The organism is Sutcliffiella horikoshii, assembly GCF_002157855.1.
GTDB classification, from domain to species: domain Bacteria; phylum Bacillota; class Bacilli; order Bacillales; family Bacillaceae_I; genus Sutcliffiella_A; species Sutcliffiella_A horikoshii_C.
The window spans coordinates 994,127-1,011,619 of the sequence record NZ_CP020880.1; the positions used below are offsets into that span (position 1 = coordinate 994,127).

Here is a 17,493-nt window from a genome sequence, read left to right on the forward strand (position 1 = left end):
GCAGATAAATAGTAGTAGCTATACCTTCTGCGTGAGGTAAGCTCGGCGGTTTTCTTATAAATAGGTAAAAAGTGAGGAAAAATAAATAAGGGAATTTTCAGACTTTAAATTATATACTAACATTTCAAACAATAAAAATCAATTTTTTATGCAAAAAAGTGAAGAGGTCATACAAGTGGAGAGGAAGAAAAAGTGTTTAGTTGAAAGCGTTTTCAAGGATTGGTTCAAAAAAAGACAGCGCATATGTGTACACGCTGTCTTGTATATTTATGCATTCGCTAATTCTTTGAATGCGTGCTCAACTGCATCTAGTGTCACTCTTACATTTTCTTCGGTATGTTCCGTTGTCACAAACCATGCTTCGTATTTAGAAGGTGCAAGGTTGATTCCTTGGTTTAGCATCAGTTTGAAGAATTTAGCAAACTGTTCGCCATCTGTATTTTCCGCCTGTTCATAGTTGACTACCGTTTCATCTGTAAAGTAGATGGTAAGTGCACCTTTGAGACGGTTGATGGTAATGGTGATTCCATACTTTTCTGCTCTTTCCAGAATGCCTTCTTCTAGTAAGCGGCCGATATGGTCAAGGTGTTCGTAAACTCCTTCTTGTTGTAGTACTTCCAAGCAGGCGATTCCTGATAAAATGGATGCCGGGTTACCAGCCATGGTACCTGCTTGATATGCTGGGCCGAGTGGCGCTACCTTTTCCATGATCTCTGCGCGGCCGCCGTATGCACCAATCGGAAGTCCGCCGCCGATGATTTTTCCTAGCGCCGTCAGGTCAGGTGTGATTCCAAGCATGTCCTGCGCACCGCCATACATAAAGCGAAATGCCGTTATCACTTCATCATAGATAACAAGCGCCCCAGCTTCATGGCTGATGTCGTTTATTGCTTGAAGGAAGCCAGGTTTTGGTTCTACGATTCCAAAGTTACCGACGATTGGCTCCACAAGGACGCCCGCAATCTGGTCGCCCCATTTTCCCATCGCTTCACGGAACGGTTCGATATCATTAAAAGGAACCGTGATGACTTCGTTGGCAATACTCTTTGGTACTCCAGCGGAATCTGGTGTTCCAAGTGTTGCAGGGCCAGATCCTGCTGCAACAAGAACCAGGTCCGAATGTCCATGATAGCAACCGGCAAACTTGATGATTTTGTCTCGACCTGTGTAGGCACGCGCCACGCGGATGGTTGTCATTACTGCCTCGGTACCGGAGTTAACGAAACGTACTTTGTCCATTCCAGGCATCGCTTCTTTAAGCATTTTGGCAAACTTCACTTCATGGGGAGTAGGTGTTCCGTACAAGACCCCAGTTTGTGCTGCTTTCGTAATGGCTTCTGTTATATGCGGGTGGGCATGCCCGGTGATGATTGGTCCGTATGCTGCCAGGTAGTCGATGTATTTATTGCCGTCGACATCCCAGAAGTAAGCTCCTTCCGCGCGTTCCATTACGACCGGTGCACCGCCGCCGACTGCTTTATAGGAACGGGAAGGGCTGTTCACGCCACCGACGATATGGTGCAAGGCTTCTTCGTGTATTTGTTGTGATTTTGAAAAGTTCATATCTAATTGAATCCTCCTGGTTCATTTGTTTGATAAAAGAAATGATACGTTATTTTATCATGAATGTGGTGGTGTTGTAATGGAATACGGAATTCCCAAAGCTTCCCGTTTGAGTGTTTCCCCTCACTTGTAATACACTAGTCTCTATGAGCTTTTTTCAAAAGACTATCATCAAATGTTCATATAATAGAAAGGAAGTAACCTAGATGCATAACGTCATAGAAGTAGATTCGCTTCGCAAAGAGTTTAAAGCATATTCTAGTCGTTCTGGTTTAAAGGGAGCATTCCGCGATCTTTTTACAAGAAACTATAAAATAGTGCCAGCCGTCAACGATGTTTCTTTTACCATTAAACAAGGGGAAATGGTCGGATACATCGGGGAGAATGGTGCAGGAAAGTCGACCACCATCAAAATGCTGACAGGAATTCTCACCCCGACATCTGGAACAGTACGAGTTAATGGGATGAATCCGCATAAAGAAAGGGAAGAGTTTGTCCGTTCCATTGGCGTTGTGTTCGGCCAGCGTTCCCAGCTTTGGTGGGATATTGCGGTTCAAGAATCTTTCCGCCTCCTGAAAAAAGTATATAAGGTCTCAGACGAGGATTATAACGAGCATATGGACCATGTGATTGAAACGCTTGATATCGGCCATCTTCTCGATAAGCCGGTAAGAAAGCTGTCGCTTGGACAGCGGATGCGTTGTGAACTGGCTGCGGCGCTCATTCACAATCCCCCGTTGCTTTTCCTCGACGAACCAACAATCGGCTTGGATGTATTGGTAAAACTTAAAATCCGACAGTTCCTAAAAGAAATAAACGAAAAATATAAAACAACGATTCTATTGACCACGCATGATATGGCAGATATTGAAGCACTTTGTGAGCGAGTGGTCATGTTAGATGAAGGAAAGGTCATTTATGATGGTTCACTCCAAAAGCTCCGTAACAACTGGGGAGAAGGGAAGCAAATTCGATTCCAGTTTGCTCAAAACGTAACAGAAGAACAACTTACCCCGTTGACTCCAGATCTTGAAGTGCTATGGAAAAATGAAGGGAAAGAGACGATCTGGAGCGCGGTGGTTTCGAAAGAGGAAGAGGAAATTTCTGAACTTATCGGTAGGGTAGTAGGGCAGTTTTCCATCACAGACCTTACCATTCAAGAGATTTCTACAGAGGAAATAATCCGCAATATCTATGATAAGGGGATGGTTGCCGGCACAGAGCCAACCTCCCAAAAGCAGCCGGTGTTGACTCATGGATAAGTATATTGAAATGATCCGCATCCGTTTTTTGATGATGCTGGCATATCGCACGAACTATTACTCTGGAATCTTGATTTATAGCATTAACATAGGAGCCTACTATTTTCTTTGGCAAGCGATCTATAGCGGAAAAGAAGATATCCAAGGCATCTCCACCATCCAAATGACAACATATGTCGCTGTCGCTTGGATGGCTCGTGCTTTTTATTTTAATAATATTGACCGAGAAATTGCCCAAGAGATAAAAGAAGGAAAGGTTGCCGTTGAATTGATCAGGCCGTATAACTACCTTGGCATGAAGACCATGCAAGGGCTAGGTGAGGGAATCTTTCGCCTGGCATTTTTCTCGGTTCCAGGGATGGTCATTGTGGCACTCGTCTTTCCGTTAGAGTTCTCGGCAAACTTTGCCACATGGGGGCTTTTCGGAATCTCGATTATCTTCAGCTTTATTGTCAATACACAGATCAACCTGCTGACAGGAATTATGACGTTTTTTCTATTTAATAATGACGGACTTATCCGTGCCAAGCGTGTCGTGATTGATCTGTTTTCCGGGCTGTTGTTGCCAATCAGCTTTTACCCATTATGGGCACAAGATATTATGAGTTTCCTGCCGTTTCAGGCCATCAGCTATATCCCTAGTATGATTTTTACAGAGGGTATTACAGGAAATGCGGTATTTCAGGCATTATTCATGCAAATGATCTGGGTATTTATCCTGATTATCCCAATACAATTGCTATGGAATTTGGCAAAAAAACAACTAGTCGTGCAAGGAGGGTGAGGAATGTTTTATGTTTCAATGTTCTTTCAATACATTGGCCAGTATATAAAAACTCGGTTCCAATACAGAGCTGACCTGGTTGTAGAAATCCTCTCCGACTTGTTGTTTCAGGCGGTCAACCTGGTCTTTATCTTGGTTGTCTTTGGGCACACACAGTTCTTGAGCGGATGGAGCAGGGAGGAAATCATCTTTATTTATGGTTTCTTTTTGATACCTTATGCGCTGTTTTCCTCGTTTTTTAACATTTGGGATTTTAATGAACGATATATTGTAAAAGGGGAGATGGATCGCATCCTGACGCGTCCAATCCATAGTCTGTTTCAAGTAGTTCTGGAGCGGATGGAACTGGAATCATTATTTGGGGTGTTTACTGGTGTGGCAATCATGATCTATGCTGGCAACCTGCTCAATCTGACTTTTGCCTGGTACGATTATCTTCTATTAATCATTTTTGTACTTGGCGGAGCACTTGTCTATGCGGGAATATTCGTCCTGCTTGCAAGCATCGGTTTCTGGTCAGATGCAAGAACATCCATTATGCCGATGATGTACAATATCGGAAACTATGGAAGGTATCCGGTTGATATTTATAACAGTGTTATCAGATTTGTCCTGACATGGATCCTCCCATTTGCCTTTGTCGGTGTATACCCGTCTGCATACTTCCTTGGGAGGTCCGAATGGTATGGTTACGCGTTTATGACTCCATTTATCGGAATAGCATTTTTTGTTCTAGCCGTATTTGTCTGGAATGTCGGAGTAACGAAATATAGAGGTGCAGGGAATTAACCTCGAAATAGTGGATTGAAGCGGAAGGCACTCGACTCCGAGGGGAGCTAGCGGTAGGTTGAGACCCCGCAACGAAGAAGGAGGCTCAAGCAGCGCCCCGCGGAAAGCGAGTGCCTGCAGCGAAAAGGAACGATCAAACTTTATACCAACAAAAAAGCATACCTGTTCTTCCTTAGCGTATATTGTACTAATGGCATGTCCCGCATTGGAGGAATAGGATGCTTTATTTATTTATCGTCATCTTCATATTCATCGCTATTTTTATAAGTTTTTCCCATGTTTTTTCATCAGAAAGCAGAAGTATACCCTATGTCTCAAAAGAAACACTCCTTCTGTTACTGCTGATATACTCGACACTGTTGCTTTCGTTTGGTCTTTTATATACTGTTCTCCATATTGAAGGGCACCCTGTTCTATTGGAAAGAGGCGAACTGATCAGCGGAAGTTACTTTTCCATTTTCTTTCGCTCCGTCTATTTCAGTGCGATCACCATATTGACGGTTGGATACGGAGATATCACTCCAATAGGTATCGGCAGGGCCATTGCGATGACAGAAGCATTGATTGGCTTTGTCATGCCGGCAGCATTTGTGGTCCGGGTGGTTCTGCATATGGACGGGCGTGAGAGATAAACGTTACTAATTCCCCTCATTTAGAAATCGGTTGGATAACTCAGATATCGGTTCCGGACAGTTGGCGTCAACATTCAAGGGAGTCTCCATGGACTTCTGGTTGACGCTGATTTTTTTATGGTTTTCTGTTACGGCACCTTCATGAAGTGCCTCTTCTTTTTTCATTTCAATTCCTCCATTCTTTTTGAATTTTTAATTAGTGTAGGTCATTTTAGAAAGTATATGTATGCTATCTCATTTCTTGATAATTCTCCATGCTTTCGGTAGGCTTAAAGAAACAGTATTAGTTAAGGAGGAGTTTTAAGATGACAATAGAAGTTGGCAAAAAGGCACCTGATTTTTCATTGCTATCTAATACAGGCGAGACAGTAACCCTTTCAAGTTTACAAGGCGAAAATGTCGTTTTATATTTCTACCCAAAAGATATGACCCCTGGATGCACTACACAGGCGTGTGATTTCCGGGATATGCATGAAGACTTCTCAAACCTTGATACAGTAATACTTGGGGTAAGTCCAGATCCTCAATCAAGGCATGAAAAGTTTATTGAAAAGCACGGTTTGCCATTTATGCTTTTAGTGGACGAGGATCATGAAGTGGCTGAACTTTATGATGTATGGAAGCTAAAGAAAAATTTCGGCAAAGAGTATATGGGAATTGAACGTTCTACCTTCATCATTAATAAAGAAGGCGAATTAGTAAAAGAGTTTAGAAAAGTAAAAGTTAAGGGCCATGTAGAAGAGGCTTTGAGTTTTATAAAAGAGAATTTATAAGAGGAAAAGCCTTTTTTTCAATAATTAAGGCAAACGTCTAACTACAAAAGGGTCCTAAATGAGTATTTTATAGTGTAGGGCATACCTCCTCAAAAGTTGACGTGATTAGAGTGCGAGCATAGAGCTTGCACTCCTTTTTATTGATATGAATTTATATATTATGGGTAAAGTAAAGAAAGGTCCAAAATAGGACCAGTACGTTAATTTAGTAAAGGATACATAGTATTAATATTATTTCAAAAATTGGTTATTTTGCGCGTATTCGCTGAACCCTTCCATCCGTCAAGTTTTTTTATTATACTGATAAAGGATTTTTTCCTGTTATTTTTTGAAAATTTAATAGATTGAGAAAGGGGATTTTATCATGGAAGCAACACAAAAGAAACGCGGCTTTGTTATGCGTGCTCTTGACAGTATTGAGCGCGTTGGTAATAAGCTGCCTCACCCGGTAACGTTATTCGCGATTTTCGCGTTATTGGTAATTGTCGCTTCTGGAATTTTTTCCAGCATGGGTGTACAAGTAGACGATCCTTTAAATGAGGGAGAAGTTCTTACTGTCAAAAACCTAATGAGTTCAGAAGGAATTGCTTACATCTTTGAAAGCGCCGTTACAAACTTCACGGGCTTTGCTCCGCTTGGAACAGTGCTTGTAACGATGATTGGTATCGGTATTGCGGAGAGATCTGGCCTTATCAGTGCAGGTCTTCGAGGCTTGGTAACATCCGTTCCTAAACAATTGATGACAGCTGCTCTAGTATTCGGAGGAATTATGTCATCTATGGCTGCAGATGCTGGTTATGTTGTATTGACACCGCTTGGTGCAGTACTTTTCGCAGGACTGGGAAGGCACCCCCTGGCTGGACTTGCAGCAGCGTTCGCCGGGGTATCTGCAGGATTCAGTGCAAACTTACTGTTAACATCTCTTGATCCGTTATTAGGGTCTTTAACACAAGAAGCAGCAGCAACAGTTGACCCGGAATATGCTGCAGGCATGAACTACATGATGAACTTCTACTTCATGTTTGCTTCAGTATTCGTTCTTACTATTGTTGGTACGTTCGTTACGGATAAAATTGTTGAACCGCGTCTTGGTGAGTACAAAGGTGCTTACAAAGGAGACGTTGACTTCTTAAAACCTGAAGAGAAAAAAGGTTTATGGGCTGCACTGTTTGCATTCATTGCAACTATTGCAGTAATGGCTTTACTGGTTGTTCCTTCTTGGGGACCACTACGTGGAGACGGCTCATTCTTAGAAGCGCCATTCTTCCATACACTTGTACCAGTAATTCTAATTATGTTCTTCATTCCGGGACTTGTTTATGGAATGATCACGAAATCCATTAAAAATGATAAAGATGTAGCAAATCAAATGTCCGATACAATGGCAACAATGGGTGCCTACATTGTACTGGCATTTGTGGCTGGTCAGTTTGTCGCTTACTTTAATGAAACAAACCTTGGTCTTGTTCTGGCAGTAAATGGCGCAGAACTCATCCAAGGAATCGGCTTTGACAGCGAAAATCGTTTCATGAGCATTTTGTTAATTCTTGTGTTTATGATTGTTGCAGGTTTTATCAACCTGTTTATCGGAAGTGCATCTGCTAAGTGGGCAATCATGGCGCCGGTATTTGTTCCAATGATGATGGGTCTAGGGTATTCCCCAGAGCTTACTCAATTGGCATATCGTTTAGCTGATTCGACTACAAACGTCATTTCACCATTAATGCCATACTTCGCAATCGTTATCGCGTTTGCGCAAAAGTATGATAAAAAGGTTGGGATTGGTACACTAATCTCTACAATGATTCCATACTCTGTGTTCTTCTCCATCGTATGGGTTATCATGCTTATCGTTTGGATCCTTACAGGCTTGCCAATCGGACCGAACGCACCGATCGATTATGTAGGCTAATGAAATGAAAACACCTGCTTGTCCATAATGGACTTGCGGGTGTTTTTTTGCTATAAGGAAAGTAGAAGCTTAAAAAATGAAGAGTAGGGGATGGGGAGTTAATGAAAATCTACACAAAAACAGGCGATAAAGGACAAACTTCTTTAGTCTATGGACAAAGAGTGGATAAAAATCATGTGCGCGTAGAAGCATATGGAACATGTGATGAAGCAAACTCGATGATTGGTCTTGCAATGGCTTATCTAAACGATGAAGATTTCAATCGAAAGGAAACGCTGCTCAAATCCTTCTATAACATCCAGACGATTCTTTTTCACGTGGGAGCAGAACTCGCCACACCGGCAGGGAAAGAAGTGAAATGGAAGCTGACAGAAAAGCATGTAATAAGCCTGGAGGACGAAATGGACGAACTCGACGCAACACTTCCTCCTTTGAAAAATTTCGTATTACCTGGAGGGTCAAAAGCTGGAGCGGCTTTGCACAGCGCAAGAACTATCGTAAGAAGGGCAGAAAGATCTGCTGTTGGATTAAGCGATGAACTTTCTCCTAATGTACTTGCCTATTTGAACCGTCTTTCCGACTACCTGTTTGTCGTAGCACGCTATGTAAACAGCCAATTAAACAAGGAAGAACCAGTTTTAAAACCAGAGGTTTAAAATCGCTTTAACTTCATATAGATATAAGTAATAACATTGACAAAAATATCAATATCACGGTACACTAATTATAAATATTATAAAGTAATAATCTTTATGAAAAGTGAGGTGCATGACTGTGGCAAACGAACAATTAAAAGAGGCGCTAGAAACGCTAAAACAAACTGGAGTTCGCATAACTCCACAGCGTCATGCGATTTTAGAGTATCTTATTCAATCTATGTCCCATCCGACAGCTGACGATATATACAAAGCACTTGAAGGAAAGTTTCCCAATATGAGTGTCGCGACTGTTTACAACAACCTGAGAGTTTTCCGTGAAGTTGGTCTTGTAAAAGAATTGACCTACGGAGACAACTCCAGTCGTTTTGACTACGTGACAACCGACCATTATCACTTGATCTGTGACGAATGTGGCAAAATTGTCGACTTTCATTATCCAGGTCTTGATGAAGTGGAAGCGTTGGCTGCTCATGTTACTGGATTCAAAATTGCTCGCCATCGCATGGAAATTTACGGTGTCTGCCCAGAGTGCGATAAAGGGGCACATTGACCTTTTGTCTCTGGAAAAACAACCAATAAAAAAGCTGATAGGACTTAGATCCTATCAGCTTTCTTTTTTGAATTATAATCCTCATTGAACTCTTTTCCTTCAAGAGAAGGATCCATCGTTAACGGTTCATTACAATACATGCACATGTCTACACGGCCAAGAACTTTAGTATGCTTCCCGCAGTTGGGGCAAACTACCTGTACGGCCTTTGTGGACAGCATGCCGATCCAAAAATAAACAACAGTGGACCCAACGATGCATAAAAGTCCCAATAACATAAACAAAGTCATGACCAACATGTTTCCTTGAAAGAATATTCCTATATACATAACGAAGAAACCGATAAAGACAAGACTGAGTGCAAAGGTTCTTATTTTATTAATTTTACTAGAATATTTACGAGCCATGAACACTACCTCCTAAAACAATATAATAGCACATTTTATCCCAAAATGGAGTTTCAGTCACAGACATGTTGAATTTAGAAGTTGACCGAATGTTCTGGATTAAAAATGATAAAAAGGACTTTAAAAGAAAGTGTCGAATAATAGGGAGAACCCTTTAAATATGGAGGTCTTAAGATGGAAGATTTACTTCGTCCGATCTATCAAGAACGCGCAAGTCAATCCAACACGCAAGGAATATTAATGATAGAAAAGAAAAACCCCGTTAGTCCAAACACAGATAAATTTGACGTGATTCTCTTTATGGTAGTAAAAGAGCTTGATGAATCCTTGTACGTCAAACACTATGAATTGCTTCAAAAGAAAGCCGCACTTTACATCGCGAGCGAACAACAATTGGAAGAATGGATAACACTTGGAACCAACCGAAGAGTCATCGACTGGATTATCAACGGGAAAGTGCTCTTTGACAGAAATGAGTTTATCTATGCGCTAAGAGGTAAACTGCTCGATTTCCCACTCGAAGACCGTAAACTAAAAATAGGTTTAGAATTTGCGAAACTAATAAGAAGATATCTTGAAGGTAAAGATTTCTTTGATTCTAAACATTATATCGATGCCTATAACCATATCGTCCACTCTCTTCACCATTTGGCAAGGCTGGCAGTGATCGATCACGGTTTCCATCCAGAAATAACTGTTTGGAATCAAGTGAAGAAAATCGAACCGGAAATCTACAAACTATATGAAGAGCTAATTCAAGGCGATGAACCTATTGATAAAAGACTGGAACTACTCTTCCTTGCAAATGAGTTCATGATCTATTCGAGAACAAGAACCGGAGCCAAACATTTAATAGAAGTATTAATGGAAAAAGAAGAAGCGTGGTCGTACAATGAAATGCTGCACCACCCTAAACTTCAAAAGTATTCTGTAGACCTAAGTGTACTGGTAGAATACTTAGTGGAAAAAGGTTTCCTGGAAGTGGAGAAGAAACAAACCAAAGGTAATGGTGTCTTTCACCGACTTTATCAGGTTGTGCCAGAGAAATAATAACGAAAGAAGTTACGCTTAAGGCTCCTAAGGACAGATGGTTTCCTTAGGAGCTTAAGCTTTTCTTAACCCTTTAAAAATTATTTCAAAAAAGTTTAAAAGATGTATTGACGATGTTTGTCGTTACATGGTATATTATTATTCGTCGCCGCAAGAGAAAAGCTTAAACGCGACAACGAGAAAAAAAGAAATTAAAAAAGATGTTGACTTAAAACATCAAAACATGTTATATTAATAAAGTCGCTTCTGAGCGATAAACTGATTGAAATGATCTTTGAAAACTAAACAAAACAACAGCGTCATAACGTCGGTTCTACGGAACACGACAAAATGATTTTAAGTAACACAAGCTAGCAAATTTTGAGCAAAAGCTCAGACTCTTTATTGGAGAGTTTGATCCTGGCTCAGGACGAACGCTGGCGGCGTGCCTAATACATGCAAGTCGAGCGGACCTTTCAAAAGCTTGCTTTTGAAAGGTCAGCGGCGGACGGGTGAGTAACACGTGGGCAACCTGCCTGTAAGACTGGGATAACTTCGGGAAACCGGAGCTAATACCGGATAATATAAAGAACCTCCTGGTTCTTTATTGAAAGATGGTTTCGGCTATCACTTACAGATGGGCCCGCGGCGCATTAGCTAGTTGGTGAGGTAACGGCTCACCAAGGCGACGATGCGTAGCCGACCTGAGAGGGTGATCGGCCACACTGGGACTGAGACACGGCCCAGACTCCTACGGGAGGCAGCAGTAGGGAATCTTCCACAATGGACGAAAGTCTGATGGAGCAACGCCGCGTGAGCGATGAAGGCCTTCGGGTCGTAAAGCTCTGTTGTTAGGGAAGAACAAGTGCGAGAGTAACTGCTCGCACCTTGACGGTACCTAACCAGAAAGCCACGGCTAACTACGTGCCAGCAGCCGCGGTAATACGTAGGTGGCAAGCGTTGTCCGGAATTATTGGGCGTAAAGCGCGCGCAGGTGGTCCTTTAAGTCTGATGTGAAAGCCCACGGCTCAACCGTGGAGGGTCATTGGAAACTGGGGGACTTGAGTGCAGAAGAGGAAAGTGGAATTCCAAGTGTAGCGGTGAAATGCGTAGAGATTTGGAGGAACACCAGTGGCGAAGGCGACTTTCTGGTCTGTAACTGACACTGAGGCGCGAAAGCGTGGGGAGCAAACAGGATTAGATACCCTGGTAGTCCACGCCGTAAACGATGAGTGCTAAGTGTTAGAGGGTTTCCGCCCTTTAGTGCTGCAGCTAACGCATTAAGCACTCCGCCTGGGGAGTACGGTCGCAAGACTGAAACTCAAAGGAATTGACGGGGGCCCGCACAAGCGGTGGAGCATGTGGTTTAATTCGAAGCAACGCGAAGAACCTTACCAGGTCTTGACATCCTCTGACACTCCTAGAGATAGGACGTTCCCCTTCGGGGGACAGAGTGACAGGTGGTGCATGGTTGTCGTCAGCTCGTGTCGTGAGATGTTGGGTTAAGTCCCGCAACGAGCGCAACCCTTGATCTTAGTTGCCAGCATTCAGTTGGGCACTCTAAGGTGACTGCCGGTGACAAACCGGAGGAAGGTGGGGATGACGTCAAATCATCATGCCCCTTATGACCTGGGCTACACACGTGCTACAATGGACGGTACAAAGGGCAGCAAAACCGCGAGGTTGAGCCAATCCCATAAAACCGTTCTCAGTTCGGATTGCAGGCTGCAACTCGCCTGCATGAAGCCGGAATCGCTAGTAATCGCGGATCAGCATGCCGCGGTGAATACGTTCCCGGGCCTTGTACACACCGCCCGTCACACCACGAGAGTTTGTAACACCCGAAGTCGGTGGGGTAACCTTTTGGAGCCAGCCGCCTAAGGTGGGACAGATGATTGGGGTGAAGTCGTAACAAGGTAGCCGTATCGGAAGGTGCGGCTGGATCACCTCCTTTCTAAGGAATGCACGCTTGTTGTTTTGTTTAGTTTTGAGAGAGCATTCTCTCAATAACGACAGTTCTTATGAATTGTTGAAATAGATAAATCATCCGATTTATCTCTAGACAATTTTTGCGAATTGTCATAGTTGTTCCTTGAAAACTAGATAATGTAACTAATATCAAGATATTCACAGAATATCGTTCATCTTAGTAATTTTCTTTATAGATATCATCGCTGATATCGACACATGACCATATTGGTCAACGGTTAAGTTATTAAGGGCGCACGGTGGATGCCTTGGCACTAGGAGCCGATGAAGGACGGGACTAACACCGATATGCTTCGGGGAGCTGTAAGTAAGCTTTGATCCGGAGATTTCCGAATGGGGAAACCCACTGCTCGTAATGGAGCAGTATCCTTATCTGAATACATAGGGTATGGAAGGCAGACCCGGGGAACTGAAACATCTTAGTACCCGGAGGAAGAGAAAGCAAACGCGATTTCCTGAGTAGCGGCGAGCGAAACGGAATTAGCCCAAACCAAGAGGCTTGCCTCTTGGGGTTGTAGGACACTCAACATGGAGTTACAAAGGAACGGGGTAAATGAAGCGATCTGGAAAGGTCCGTCATAGAAGGTAAAAACCCTGTAGTTGAAACTTCGTTCCCTCCTGAGTGGATCCTGAGTACGGCGGGACACGAGAAATCCCGTCGGAAGCAGGGAGGACCATCTCCCAAGGCTAAATACTCCCTAGTGACCGATAGTGAACCAGTACCGTGAGGGAAAGGTGAAAAGCACCCCGGAAGGGGAGTGAAATAGATCCTGAAACCGTGTGCCTACAAGTAGTTAGAGCCCGTTAATGGGTGATAGCGTGCCTTTTGTAGAATGAACCGGCGAGTTACGATTACGTGCAAGGTTAAGTCGATGAGACGGAGCCGTAGCGAAAGCGAGTCTGAATAGGGCGCATGAGTACGTGGTCGTAGACCCGAAACCAGGTGATCTACCCATGTCCAGGGTGAAGTTCAGGTAACACTGAATGGAGGCCCGAACCGACTCACGTTGAAAAGTGAGCGGATGAGGTGTGGGTAGGGGTGAAATGCCAATCGAACCTGGAGATAGCTGGTTCTCTCCGAAATAGCTTTAGGGCTAGCCTCATGTGTTAGAGTCTTGGAGGTAGAGCACTGATTGGACTAGGGGTCCTCATCGGATTACCGAATTCAGTCAAACTCCGAATGCCAAAGACTTATCCATGGGAGTCAGACTGCGAGTGATAAGATCCGTAGTCAAGAGGGAAACAGCCCAGACCGCCAGCTAAGGTCCCCAAGTATACGTTAAGTGGAAAAGGATGTGGAGTTGCTTAGACAACCAGGATGTTGGCTTAGAAGCAGCCACCATTTAAAGAGTGCGTAATAGCTCACTGGTCGAGTGACTCTGCGCCGAAAATGTACCGGGGCTAAACGTATCACCGAAGCTGCGGACTGTTCTTACGAACAGTGGTAGGAGAGCGTTCTAAGGGCGTTGAAGCTAGACCGTAAGGACTGGTGGAGCGCTTAGAAGTGAGAATGCCGGTATGAGTAGCGAAAGAAGGGTGAGAATCCCTTCCACCGAATGCCTAAGGTTTCCTGAGGAAGGCTCGTCCGCTCAGGGTTAGTCGGGACCTAAGCCGAGGCCGAAAGGCGTAGGCGATGGATAACAGGTTGATATTCCTGTACCACCTCCACTCCGTTTGAGCAATGGGGGGACGCAGAAGGATAGGGTAAGCGCGCTGTTGGATATGCGCGTCTAAGCAGCAAGGCTGAGAAGTAGGCAAATCCGCTTCTCATGAAGGCTGAGCTGTGATAGCGAGGGAAATATAGTACCGAAGTTCCTGATTTCACACTGCCAAGAAAAGCCTCTAGCGAGGAGTATGGTGCCCGTACCGCAAACCGACACAGGTAGGCGAGGAGAGAATCCTAAGGTGAGCGAGAGAACTCTGGTTAAGGAACTCGGCAAAATGACCCCGTAACTTCGGGAGAAGGGGTGCTCTGTTAGGGTGTTAAAGCCCGAGAGAGCCGCAGTGAATAGGCCCAGGCGACTGTTTAGCAAAAACACAGGTCTCTGCGAAGCCGTAAGGCGAAGTATAGGGGCTGACGCCTGCCCGGTGCTGGAAGGTTAAGGGGAGAGGTTAGCGCAAGCGAAGCTTTGAACTGAAGCCCCAGTAAACGGCGGCCGTAACTATAACGGTCCTAAGGTAGCGAAATTCCTTGTCGGGTAAGTTCCGACCCGCACGAAAGGCGTAACGATCTGGGCACTGTCTCAACCAGAGACTCGGTGAAATTATAGTACCTGTGAAGATGCAGGTTACCCGCGACAGGACGGAAAGACCCCGTGGAGCTTTACTGTAGCCTGATATTGAATTTTGGTACAGCTTGTACAGGATAGGTAGGAGCCTGAGAAGCCGGAGCGCTAGCTTCGGTGGAGGCGTCGGTGGGATACTACCCTGGCTGTATTGAAATTCTAACCCGCAGCCCTTATCGGGCTGGGAGACAGTGTCAGGTGGGCAGTTTGACTGGGGCGGTCGCCTCCTAAAGAGTAACGGAGGCGCCCAAAGGTTCCCTCAGAATGGTTGGAAATCATTCGCAGAGTGTAAAGGCACAAGGGAGCTTGACTGCGAGACCTACAAGTCGAGCAGGGACGAAAGTCGGGCTTAGTGATCCGGTGGTTCCGCATGGAAGGGCCATCGCTCAACGGATAAAAGCTACCCCGGGGATAACAGGCTTATCTCCCCCAAGAGTCCACATCGACGGGGAGGTTTGGCACCTCGATGTCGGCTCATCGCATCCTGGGGCTGTAGTCGGTCCCAAGGGTTGGGCTGTTCGCCCATTAAAGCGGTACGCGAGCTGGGTTCAGAACGTCGTGAGACAGTTCGGTCCCTATCCGTCGTGGGCGCAGGAAATTTGAGAGGAGCTGTCCTTAGTACGAGAGGACCGGGATGGACGCACCGCTGGTGTACCAGTTGTCTTGCCAAAGGCATAGCTGGGTAGCTACGTGCGGACGGGATAAGTGCTGAAAGCATCTAAGCATGAAGCCCCCCTCAAGATGAGATTTCCTTTTGCTTCGGCAAGTAAGATCCCTGAAAGATGATCAGGTAGATAGGTTCGAGGTGGAAGCGTGGCGACACGTGCAGCTGACGAATACTAATCGATCGAGGACTTAACCCAATAAGTATCGAAATAAGTGAACGATATGAATATCTTGATATGAACACATTATCTAGTTTTGAAGGAATAAAAAAGATGAAAAAACATCTTGATTTTCTTCAAAGATATATTATAATAATATTTGTCTGGTAATGATGGCGAAGAGGTCACACCCGTTCCCATACCGAACACGGAAGTTAAGCTCTTCAGCGCCGATGGTAGTTGGGGGATCTCCCCCTGTGAGAGTAGGACGTTGCCAGGCTGGTATTAATCCACCATAGCTCAGCGGTAGAGCATTCGGCTGTTAACCGAAGGGTCGTAGGTTCGAATCCTACTGGTGGAGCCATAATATGGAGAGCTGTCCGAGTGGCCGAAGGAGCACGATTGGAAATCGTGTAGACGGTCAACGCCGTCTCAAGGGTTCAAATCCCTTGCTCTCCGCCATTATCTTTGGCCCGTTGGTCAAGCGGTTAAGACACCGCCCTTTCACGGCGGTAACACGGGTTCGAATCCCGTACGGGTCACCAAAGTTTCTTTCGAGACATTTACAATGAATGTCCATACATAGGAGGATTAGCTCAGCTGGGAGAGCATCTGCCTTACAAGCAGAGGGTCGGCGGTTCGATCCCGTCATCCTCCACCATTATTTTAACAATAACATTATCGCGGGGTGGAGCAGTTCGGTAGCTCGTCGGGCTCATAACCCGAAGGTCGCAGGTTCAAATCCTGTCCCCGCAACCAAATGGTCCCGTGGTGTAGCGGTTAACATGCCTGCCTGTCACGCAGGAGATCGCCGGTTCGATCCCGGTCGGGACCGCCATTTTCTTTGAAAATAGAATTAGGCTCGGTAGCTCAGTTGGTAGAGCAATGGACTGAAAATCCATGTGTCGGCGGTTCGATTCCGTCCCGAGCCACCATGATTTTTTCACCAATGTGAAAGAATCACCATATAATGCCGGTGTAGCTCAGTTGGTAGAGCAACTGACTTGTAATCAGTAGGTCGTGGGTTCGACTCCTATCGCCGGCACCAGGAATATGGAGGGGTAGCGAAGTGGCTAAACGCGGCGGACTGTAAATCCGCTCCTTCGGGTTCGGCAGTTCGAATCTGCCCCCCTCCACCATTTCTTTTGAAATAAACAGTAACAAAATGTATCATAGGGGCATAGTTTAACGGTAGAACAGAGGTCTCCAAAACCTCCGGTGTGGGTTCGATTCCTACTGCCCCTGCCAATTTTATAAAAATTATGGCGGCTGTGGCGAAGTGGTTAACGCACCTGATTGTGGTTCAGGCATTCGTGGGTTCGATTCCCATCAGTCGCCCCATATTTTATTTCATCGACTTATTTAAAAGATTGAGTCGTTTTTATTTCCGGTTTTAATGGGCTATAGCCAAGCGGTAAGGCATCGCACTTTGACTGCGACATGCGTTGGTTCGAATCCAGCTAGCCCAGCCATTTTTGCGGAAGTAGTTCAGTGGTAGAACACCACCTTGCCAAGGTGGGGGTCGCGGGTTCGAATCCCGTCTTCCGCTCCAAATATTTCAGGTGGCATAGCCAAGTGGTAAGGCCAAGGTCTGCAAAACCTTTATCACCGGTTCAAATCCGGTTGCCACCTCCAATTTTATTATAATAGTTATTCTTATATACGAGACAAGCCGGGGTGGCGGAACTGGCAGACGCACAGGACTTAAAATCCTGCGGTAGGTGACTACCGTACCGGTTCGATTCCGGTCCTCGGCACCATTTGAATAATTATGATTGAGTATGCCGGTGTGGCGGAATTGGCAGACGCGCACGACTCAAAATCGTGTTCCTCTGGAGTGCCGGTTCGACCCCGGCCACCGGTACCAATCGCGGGTGTAGTTTAGTGGTAAAACCTCAGCCTTCCAAGCTGATGATGAGAGTTCGATTCTCTTCACCCGCTCCATACATAACTTATCAAGACTCTAACCTTTGGTTGGGGTCTTTTTTGTGCTGTTGAAAGTATTTTGATTTTGCATCCATTAATAAAAGCCACA

12 protein-coding genes, 17 tRNA genes and 3 rRNA genes are annotated in these 17,493 nt (G+C 44.9%); 29 read left to right on the forward strand and 3 right to left on the reverse strand.

What is annotated here, in order from left to right:
* Positions 1-267 precede the first annotated feature (267 nt).
* Complete coding sequence (locus tag B4U37_RS05265; protein WP_088017398.1) at positions 268-1,563, reverse strand: glutamate-1-semialdehyde 2,1-aminomutase; 1,296 nt, start codon at positions 1,561-1,563, stop codon at positions 268-270.
* 206 nt (positions 1,564-1,769) lie between these two features.
* Here B4U37_RS05265 and B4U37_RS05270 point away from each other — a divergent pair, with 206 nt between their 5' ends.
* From B4U37_RS05270 to B4U37_RS05285, 4 genes are all read left to right on the forward strand, one after another.
* Positions 1,770-2,825: an ABC transporter ATP-binding protein gene (locus tag B4U37_RS05270; RefSeq protein WP_088017399.1), complete on the forward strand. Its 1,056-nt coding sequence runs from the start codon at positions 1,770-1,772 to the stop codon at positions 2,823-2,825.
* Entirely contained in the window at positions 2,818-3,609 is a 792-nt protein-coding gene (locus B4U37_RS05275) for an ABC transporter permease (RefSeq protein WP_088017400.1), read from the forward strand. Before B4U37_RS05270 ends, B4U37_RS05275 begins: the two co-directional genes overlap by 8 nt.
* A gap of 3 nt (positions 3,610-3,612) precedes the next feature.
* Complete coding sequence (locus tag B4U37_RS05280; RefSeq protein ID WP_088017401.1) at positions 3,613-4,398, forward strand: ABC transporter permease; 786 nt, start codon at positions 3,613-3,615, stop codon at positions 4,396-4,398.
* Between the two features lie 218 nt (positions 4,399-4,616).
* Positions 4,617-5,030: a potassium channel family protein gene (locus B4U37_RS05285; protein ID WP_010198147.1), complete on the forward strand. Its 414-nt coding sequence runs from the start codon at positions 4,617-4,619 to the stop codon at positions 5,028-5,030.
* Positions 5,031-5,036: 6 nt separating this feature from the next.
* Here the strand turns inward: B4U37_RS05285 and B4U37_RS21870 are convergent, their stop codons facing one another.
* Positions 5,037-5,195: a hypothetical protein gene (locus tag B4U37_RS21870; protein WP_157663720.1), complete on the reverse strand. Its 159-nt coding sequence runs from the start codon at positions 5,193-5,195 to the stop codon at positions 5,037-5,039.
* A 140-nt stretch (positions 5,196-5,335) separates the two neighbouring features.
* On the opposite strand from B4U37_RS21870, the gene bcp reads away from it, so the two are divergent.
* From bcp to perR, 4 genes are all read left to right on the forward strand, one after another.
* A complete protein-coding gene (bcp, locus tag B4U37_RS05290) occupies positions 5,336-5,803 on the forward strand; it encodes a thioredoxin-dependent thiol peroxidase (RefSeq protein WP_088017402.1) in 468 nt (155 codons plus the stop codon).
* Between the two features lie 364 nt (positions 5,804-6,167).
* Positions 6,168-7,715 carry an AbgT family transporter gene (locus B4U37_RS05295; protein WP_010198156.1) on the forward strand — a complete coding sequence of 516 codons (1,548 nt, stop codon included), beginning with the start codon at positions 6,168-6,170 and terminating at the stop codon, positions 7,713-7,715.
* A gap of 101 nt (positions 7,716-7,816) precedes the next feature.
* Positions 7,817-8,371, forward strand: a complete 555-nt coding sequence (locus tag B4U37_RS05300) for a cob(I)yrinic acid a,c-diamide adenosyltransferase (RefSeq protein ID WP_088017403.1) — start codon at positions 7,817-7,819, stop codon at positions 8,369-8,371.
* 118 nt (positions 8,372-8,489) lie between these two features.
* Positions 8,490-8,924, forward strand: coding sequence for a peroxide-responsive transcriptional repressor PerR (gene perR / locus B4U37_RS05305; RefSeq protein ID WP_010198161.1), 435 nt, complete (start codon positions 8,490-8,492; stop codon positions 8,922-8,924).
* Between the two features lie 44 nt (positions 8,925-8,968).
* Here the strand turns inward: perR and B4U37_RS05310 are convergent, their stop codons facing one another.
* Entirely contained in the window at positions 8,969-9,331 is a 363-nt protein-coding gene (locus B4U37_RS05310; protein ID WP_010198164.1) for a YgzB family protein, read from the reverse strand.
* 174 nt (positions 9,332-9,505) lie between these two features.
* On the opposite strand from B4U37_RS05310, the gene B4U37_RS05315 reads away from it, so the two are divergent.
* From B4U37_RS05315 to B4U37_RS05415, 21 genes are all read left to right on the forward strand, one after another.
* Positions 9,506-10,381: a nucleotidyltransferase-like protein gene (locus B4U37_RS05315; RefSeq protein WP_088017404.1), complete on the forward strand. Its 876-nt coding sequence runs from the start codon at positions 9,506-9,508 to the stop codon at positions 10,379-10,381.
* 381 nt (positions 10,382-10,762) lie between these two features.
* A 16S ribosomal RNA gene (locus tag B4U37_RS05320) occupies positions 10,763-12,314 on the forward strand.
* Between the two features lie 251 nt (positions 12,315-12,565).
* Positions 12,566-15,497 (forward strand): 23S ribosomal RNA (locus B4U37_RS05325).
* A gap of 124 nt (positions 15,498-15,621) precedes the next feature.
* Positions 15,622-15,738 (forward strand): 5S ribosomal RNA (rrf, locus tag B4U37_RS05330).
* The 16S, 23S and 5S rRNA genes sit together here with 17 tRNA genes alongside, the layout of an rRNA operon.
* 9 nt (positions 15,739-15,747) lie before the next feature.
* Positions 15,748-15,822 (forward strand) — tRNA-Asn (locus B4U37_RS05335).
* A 6-nt stretch (positions 15,823-15,828) separates the two neighbouring features.
* Positions 15,829-15,920 (forward strand) — tRNA-Ser (locus tag B4U37_RS05340).
* Between the two features lie 8 nt (positions 15,921-15,928).
* A tRNA-Glu gene (locus tag B4U37_RS05345) sits at positions 15,929-16,003 on the forward strand.
* 40 nt (positions 16,004-16,043) lie between these two features.
* Positions 16,044-16,119 (forward strand) — tRNA-Val (locus tag B4U37_RS05350).
* A 21-nt stretch (positions 16,120-16,140) separates the two neighbouring features.
* Positions 16,141-16,217, forward strand: a tRNA-Met gene (locus B4U37_RS05355).
* 3 nt (positions 16,218-16,220) lie between these two features.
* Positions 16,221-16,296: transfer RNA gene (locus tag B4U37_RS05360), tRNA-Asp, on the forward strand.
* Between the two features lie 21 nt (positions 16,297-16,317).
* Positions 16,318-16,393 (forward strand) — tRNA-Phe (locus B4U37_RS05365).
* 37 nt (positions 16,394-16,430) lie between these two features.
* Positions 16,431-16,506, forward strand: a tRNA-Thr gene (locus tag B4U37_RS05370).
* 7 nt (positions 16,507-16,513) lie between these two features.
* A tRNA-Tyr gene (locus tag B4U37_RS05375) sits at positions 16,514-16,597 on the forward strand.
* A 35-nt stretch (positions 16,598-16,632) separates the two neighbouring features.
* Positions 16,633-16,706 (forward strand) — tRNA-Trp (locus tag B4U37_RS05380).
* Between the two features lie 17 nt (positions 16,707-16,723).
* Positions 16,724-16,799: transfer RNA gene (locus B4U37_RS05385), tRNA-His, on the forward strand.
* Between the two features lie 56 nt (positions 16,800-16,855).
* A tRNA-Gln gene (locus tag B4U37_RS05390) sits at positions 16,856-16,930 on the forward strand.
* A 5-nt stretch (positions 16,931-16,935) separates the two neighbouring features.
* A tRNA-Gly gene (locus B4U37_RS05395) sits at positions 16,936-17,010 on the forward strand.
* Between the two features lie 9 nt (positions 17,011-17,019).
* Positions 17,020-17,093, forward strand: a tRNA-Cys gene (locus tag B4U37_RS05400).
* 36 nt (positions 17,094-17,129) lie between these two features.
* A tRNA-Leu gene (locus B4U37_RS05405) sits at positions 17,130-17,218 on the forward strand.
* A 23-nt stretch (positions 17,219-17,241) separates the two neighbouring features.
* Positions 17,242-17,325: transfer RNA gene (locus B4U37_RS05410), tRNA-Leu, on the forward strand.
* A gap of 3 nt (positions 17,326-17,328) precedes the next feature.
* Positions 17,329-17,402, forward strand: a tRNA-Gly gene (locus tag B4U37_RS05415).
* Positions 17,403-17,493 lie beyond the last annotated feature (91 nt).

Excerpts from the sequence above, each read along its gene's own strand:
- B4U37_RS05280 (WP_088017401.1), top strand. The coding sequence starts at position 3,613 with ATGTTTTATGTTTCAATGTTCTTTCAATACATTGGCCAGTATATAAAA.
- B4U37_RS05300 (WP_088017403.1), top strand. The coding sequence starts at position 7,817 with ATGAAAATCTACACAAAAACAGGCGATAAAGGACAAACTTCTTTAGTC.
- B4U37_RS05295 (WP_010198156.1), top strand. The coding sequence starts at position 6,168 with ATGGAAGCAACACAAAAGAAACGCGGCTTTGTTATGCGTGCTCTTGAC.
- B4U37_RS05310 (WP_010198164.1), bottom strand. The coding sequence starts at position 9,331 with ATGGCTCGTAAATATTCTAGTAAAATTAATAAAATAAGAACCTTTGCA.
- bcp (WP_088017402.1), top strand. The coding sequence starts at position 5,336 with ATGACAATAGAAGTTGGCAAAAAGGCACCTGATTTTTCATTGCTATCT.
- B4U37_RS21870 (WP_157663720.1), bottom strand. The coding sequence starts at position 5,195 with ATGAAAAAAGAAGAGGCACTTCATGAAGGTGCCGTAACAGAAAACCAT.
- B4U37_RS05285 (WP_010198147.1), top strand. The coding sequence starts at position 4,617 with ATGCTTTATTTATTTATCGTCATCTTCATATTCATCGCTATTTTTATA.
- B4U37_RS05265 (WP_088017398.1), bottom strand. The coding sequence starts at position 1,563 with ATGAACTTTTCAAAATCACAACAAATACACGAAGAAGCCTTGCACCAT.
- B4U37_RS05270 (WP_088017399.1), top strand. The coding sequence starts at position 1,770 with ATGCATAACGTCATAGAAGTAGATTCGCTTCGCAAAGAGTTTAAAGCA.
- B4U37_RS05275 (WP_088017400.1), top strand. The coding sequence starts at position 2,818 with ATGGATAAGTATATTGAAATGATCCGCATCCGTTTTTTGATGATGCTG.
- B4U37_RS05315 (WP_088017404.1), top strand. The coding sequence starts at position 9,506 with ATGGAAGATTTACTTCGTCCGATCTATCAAGAACGCGCAAGTCAATCC.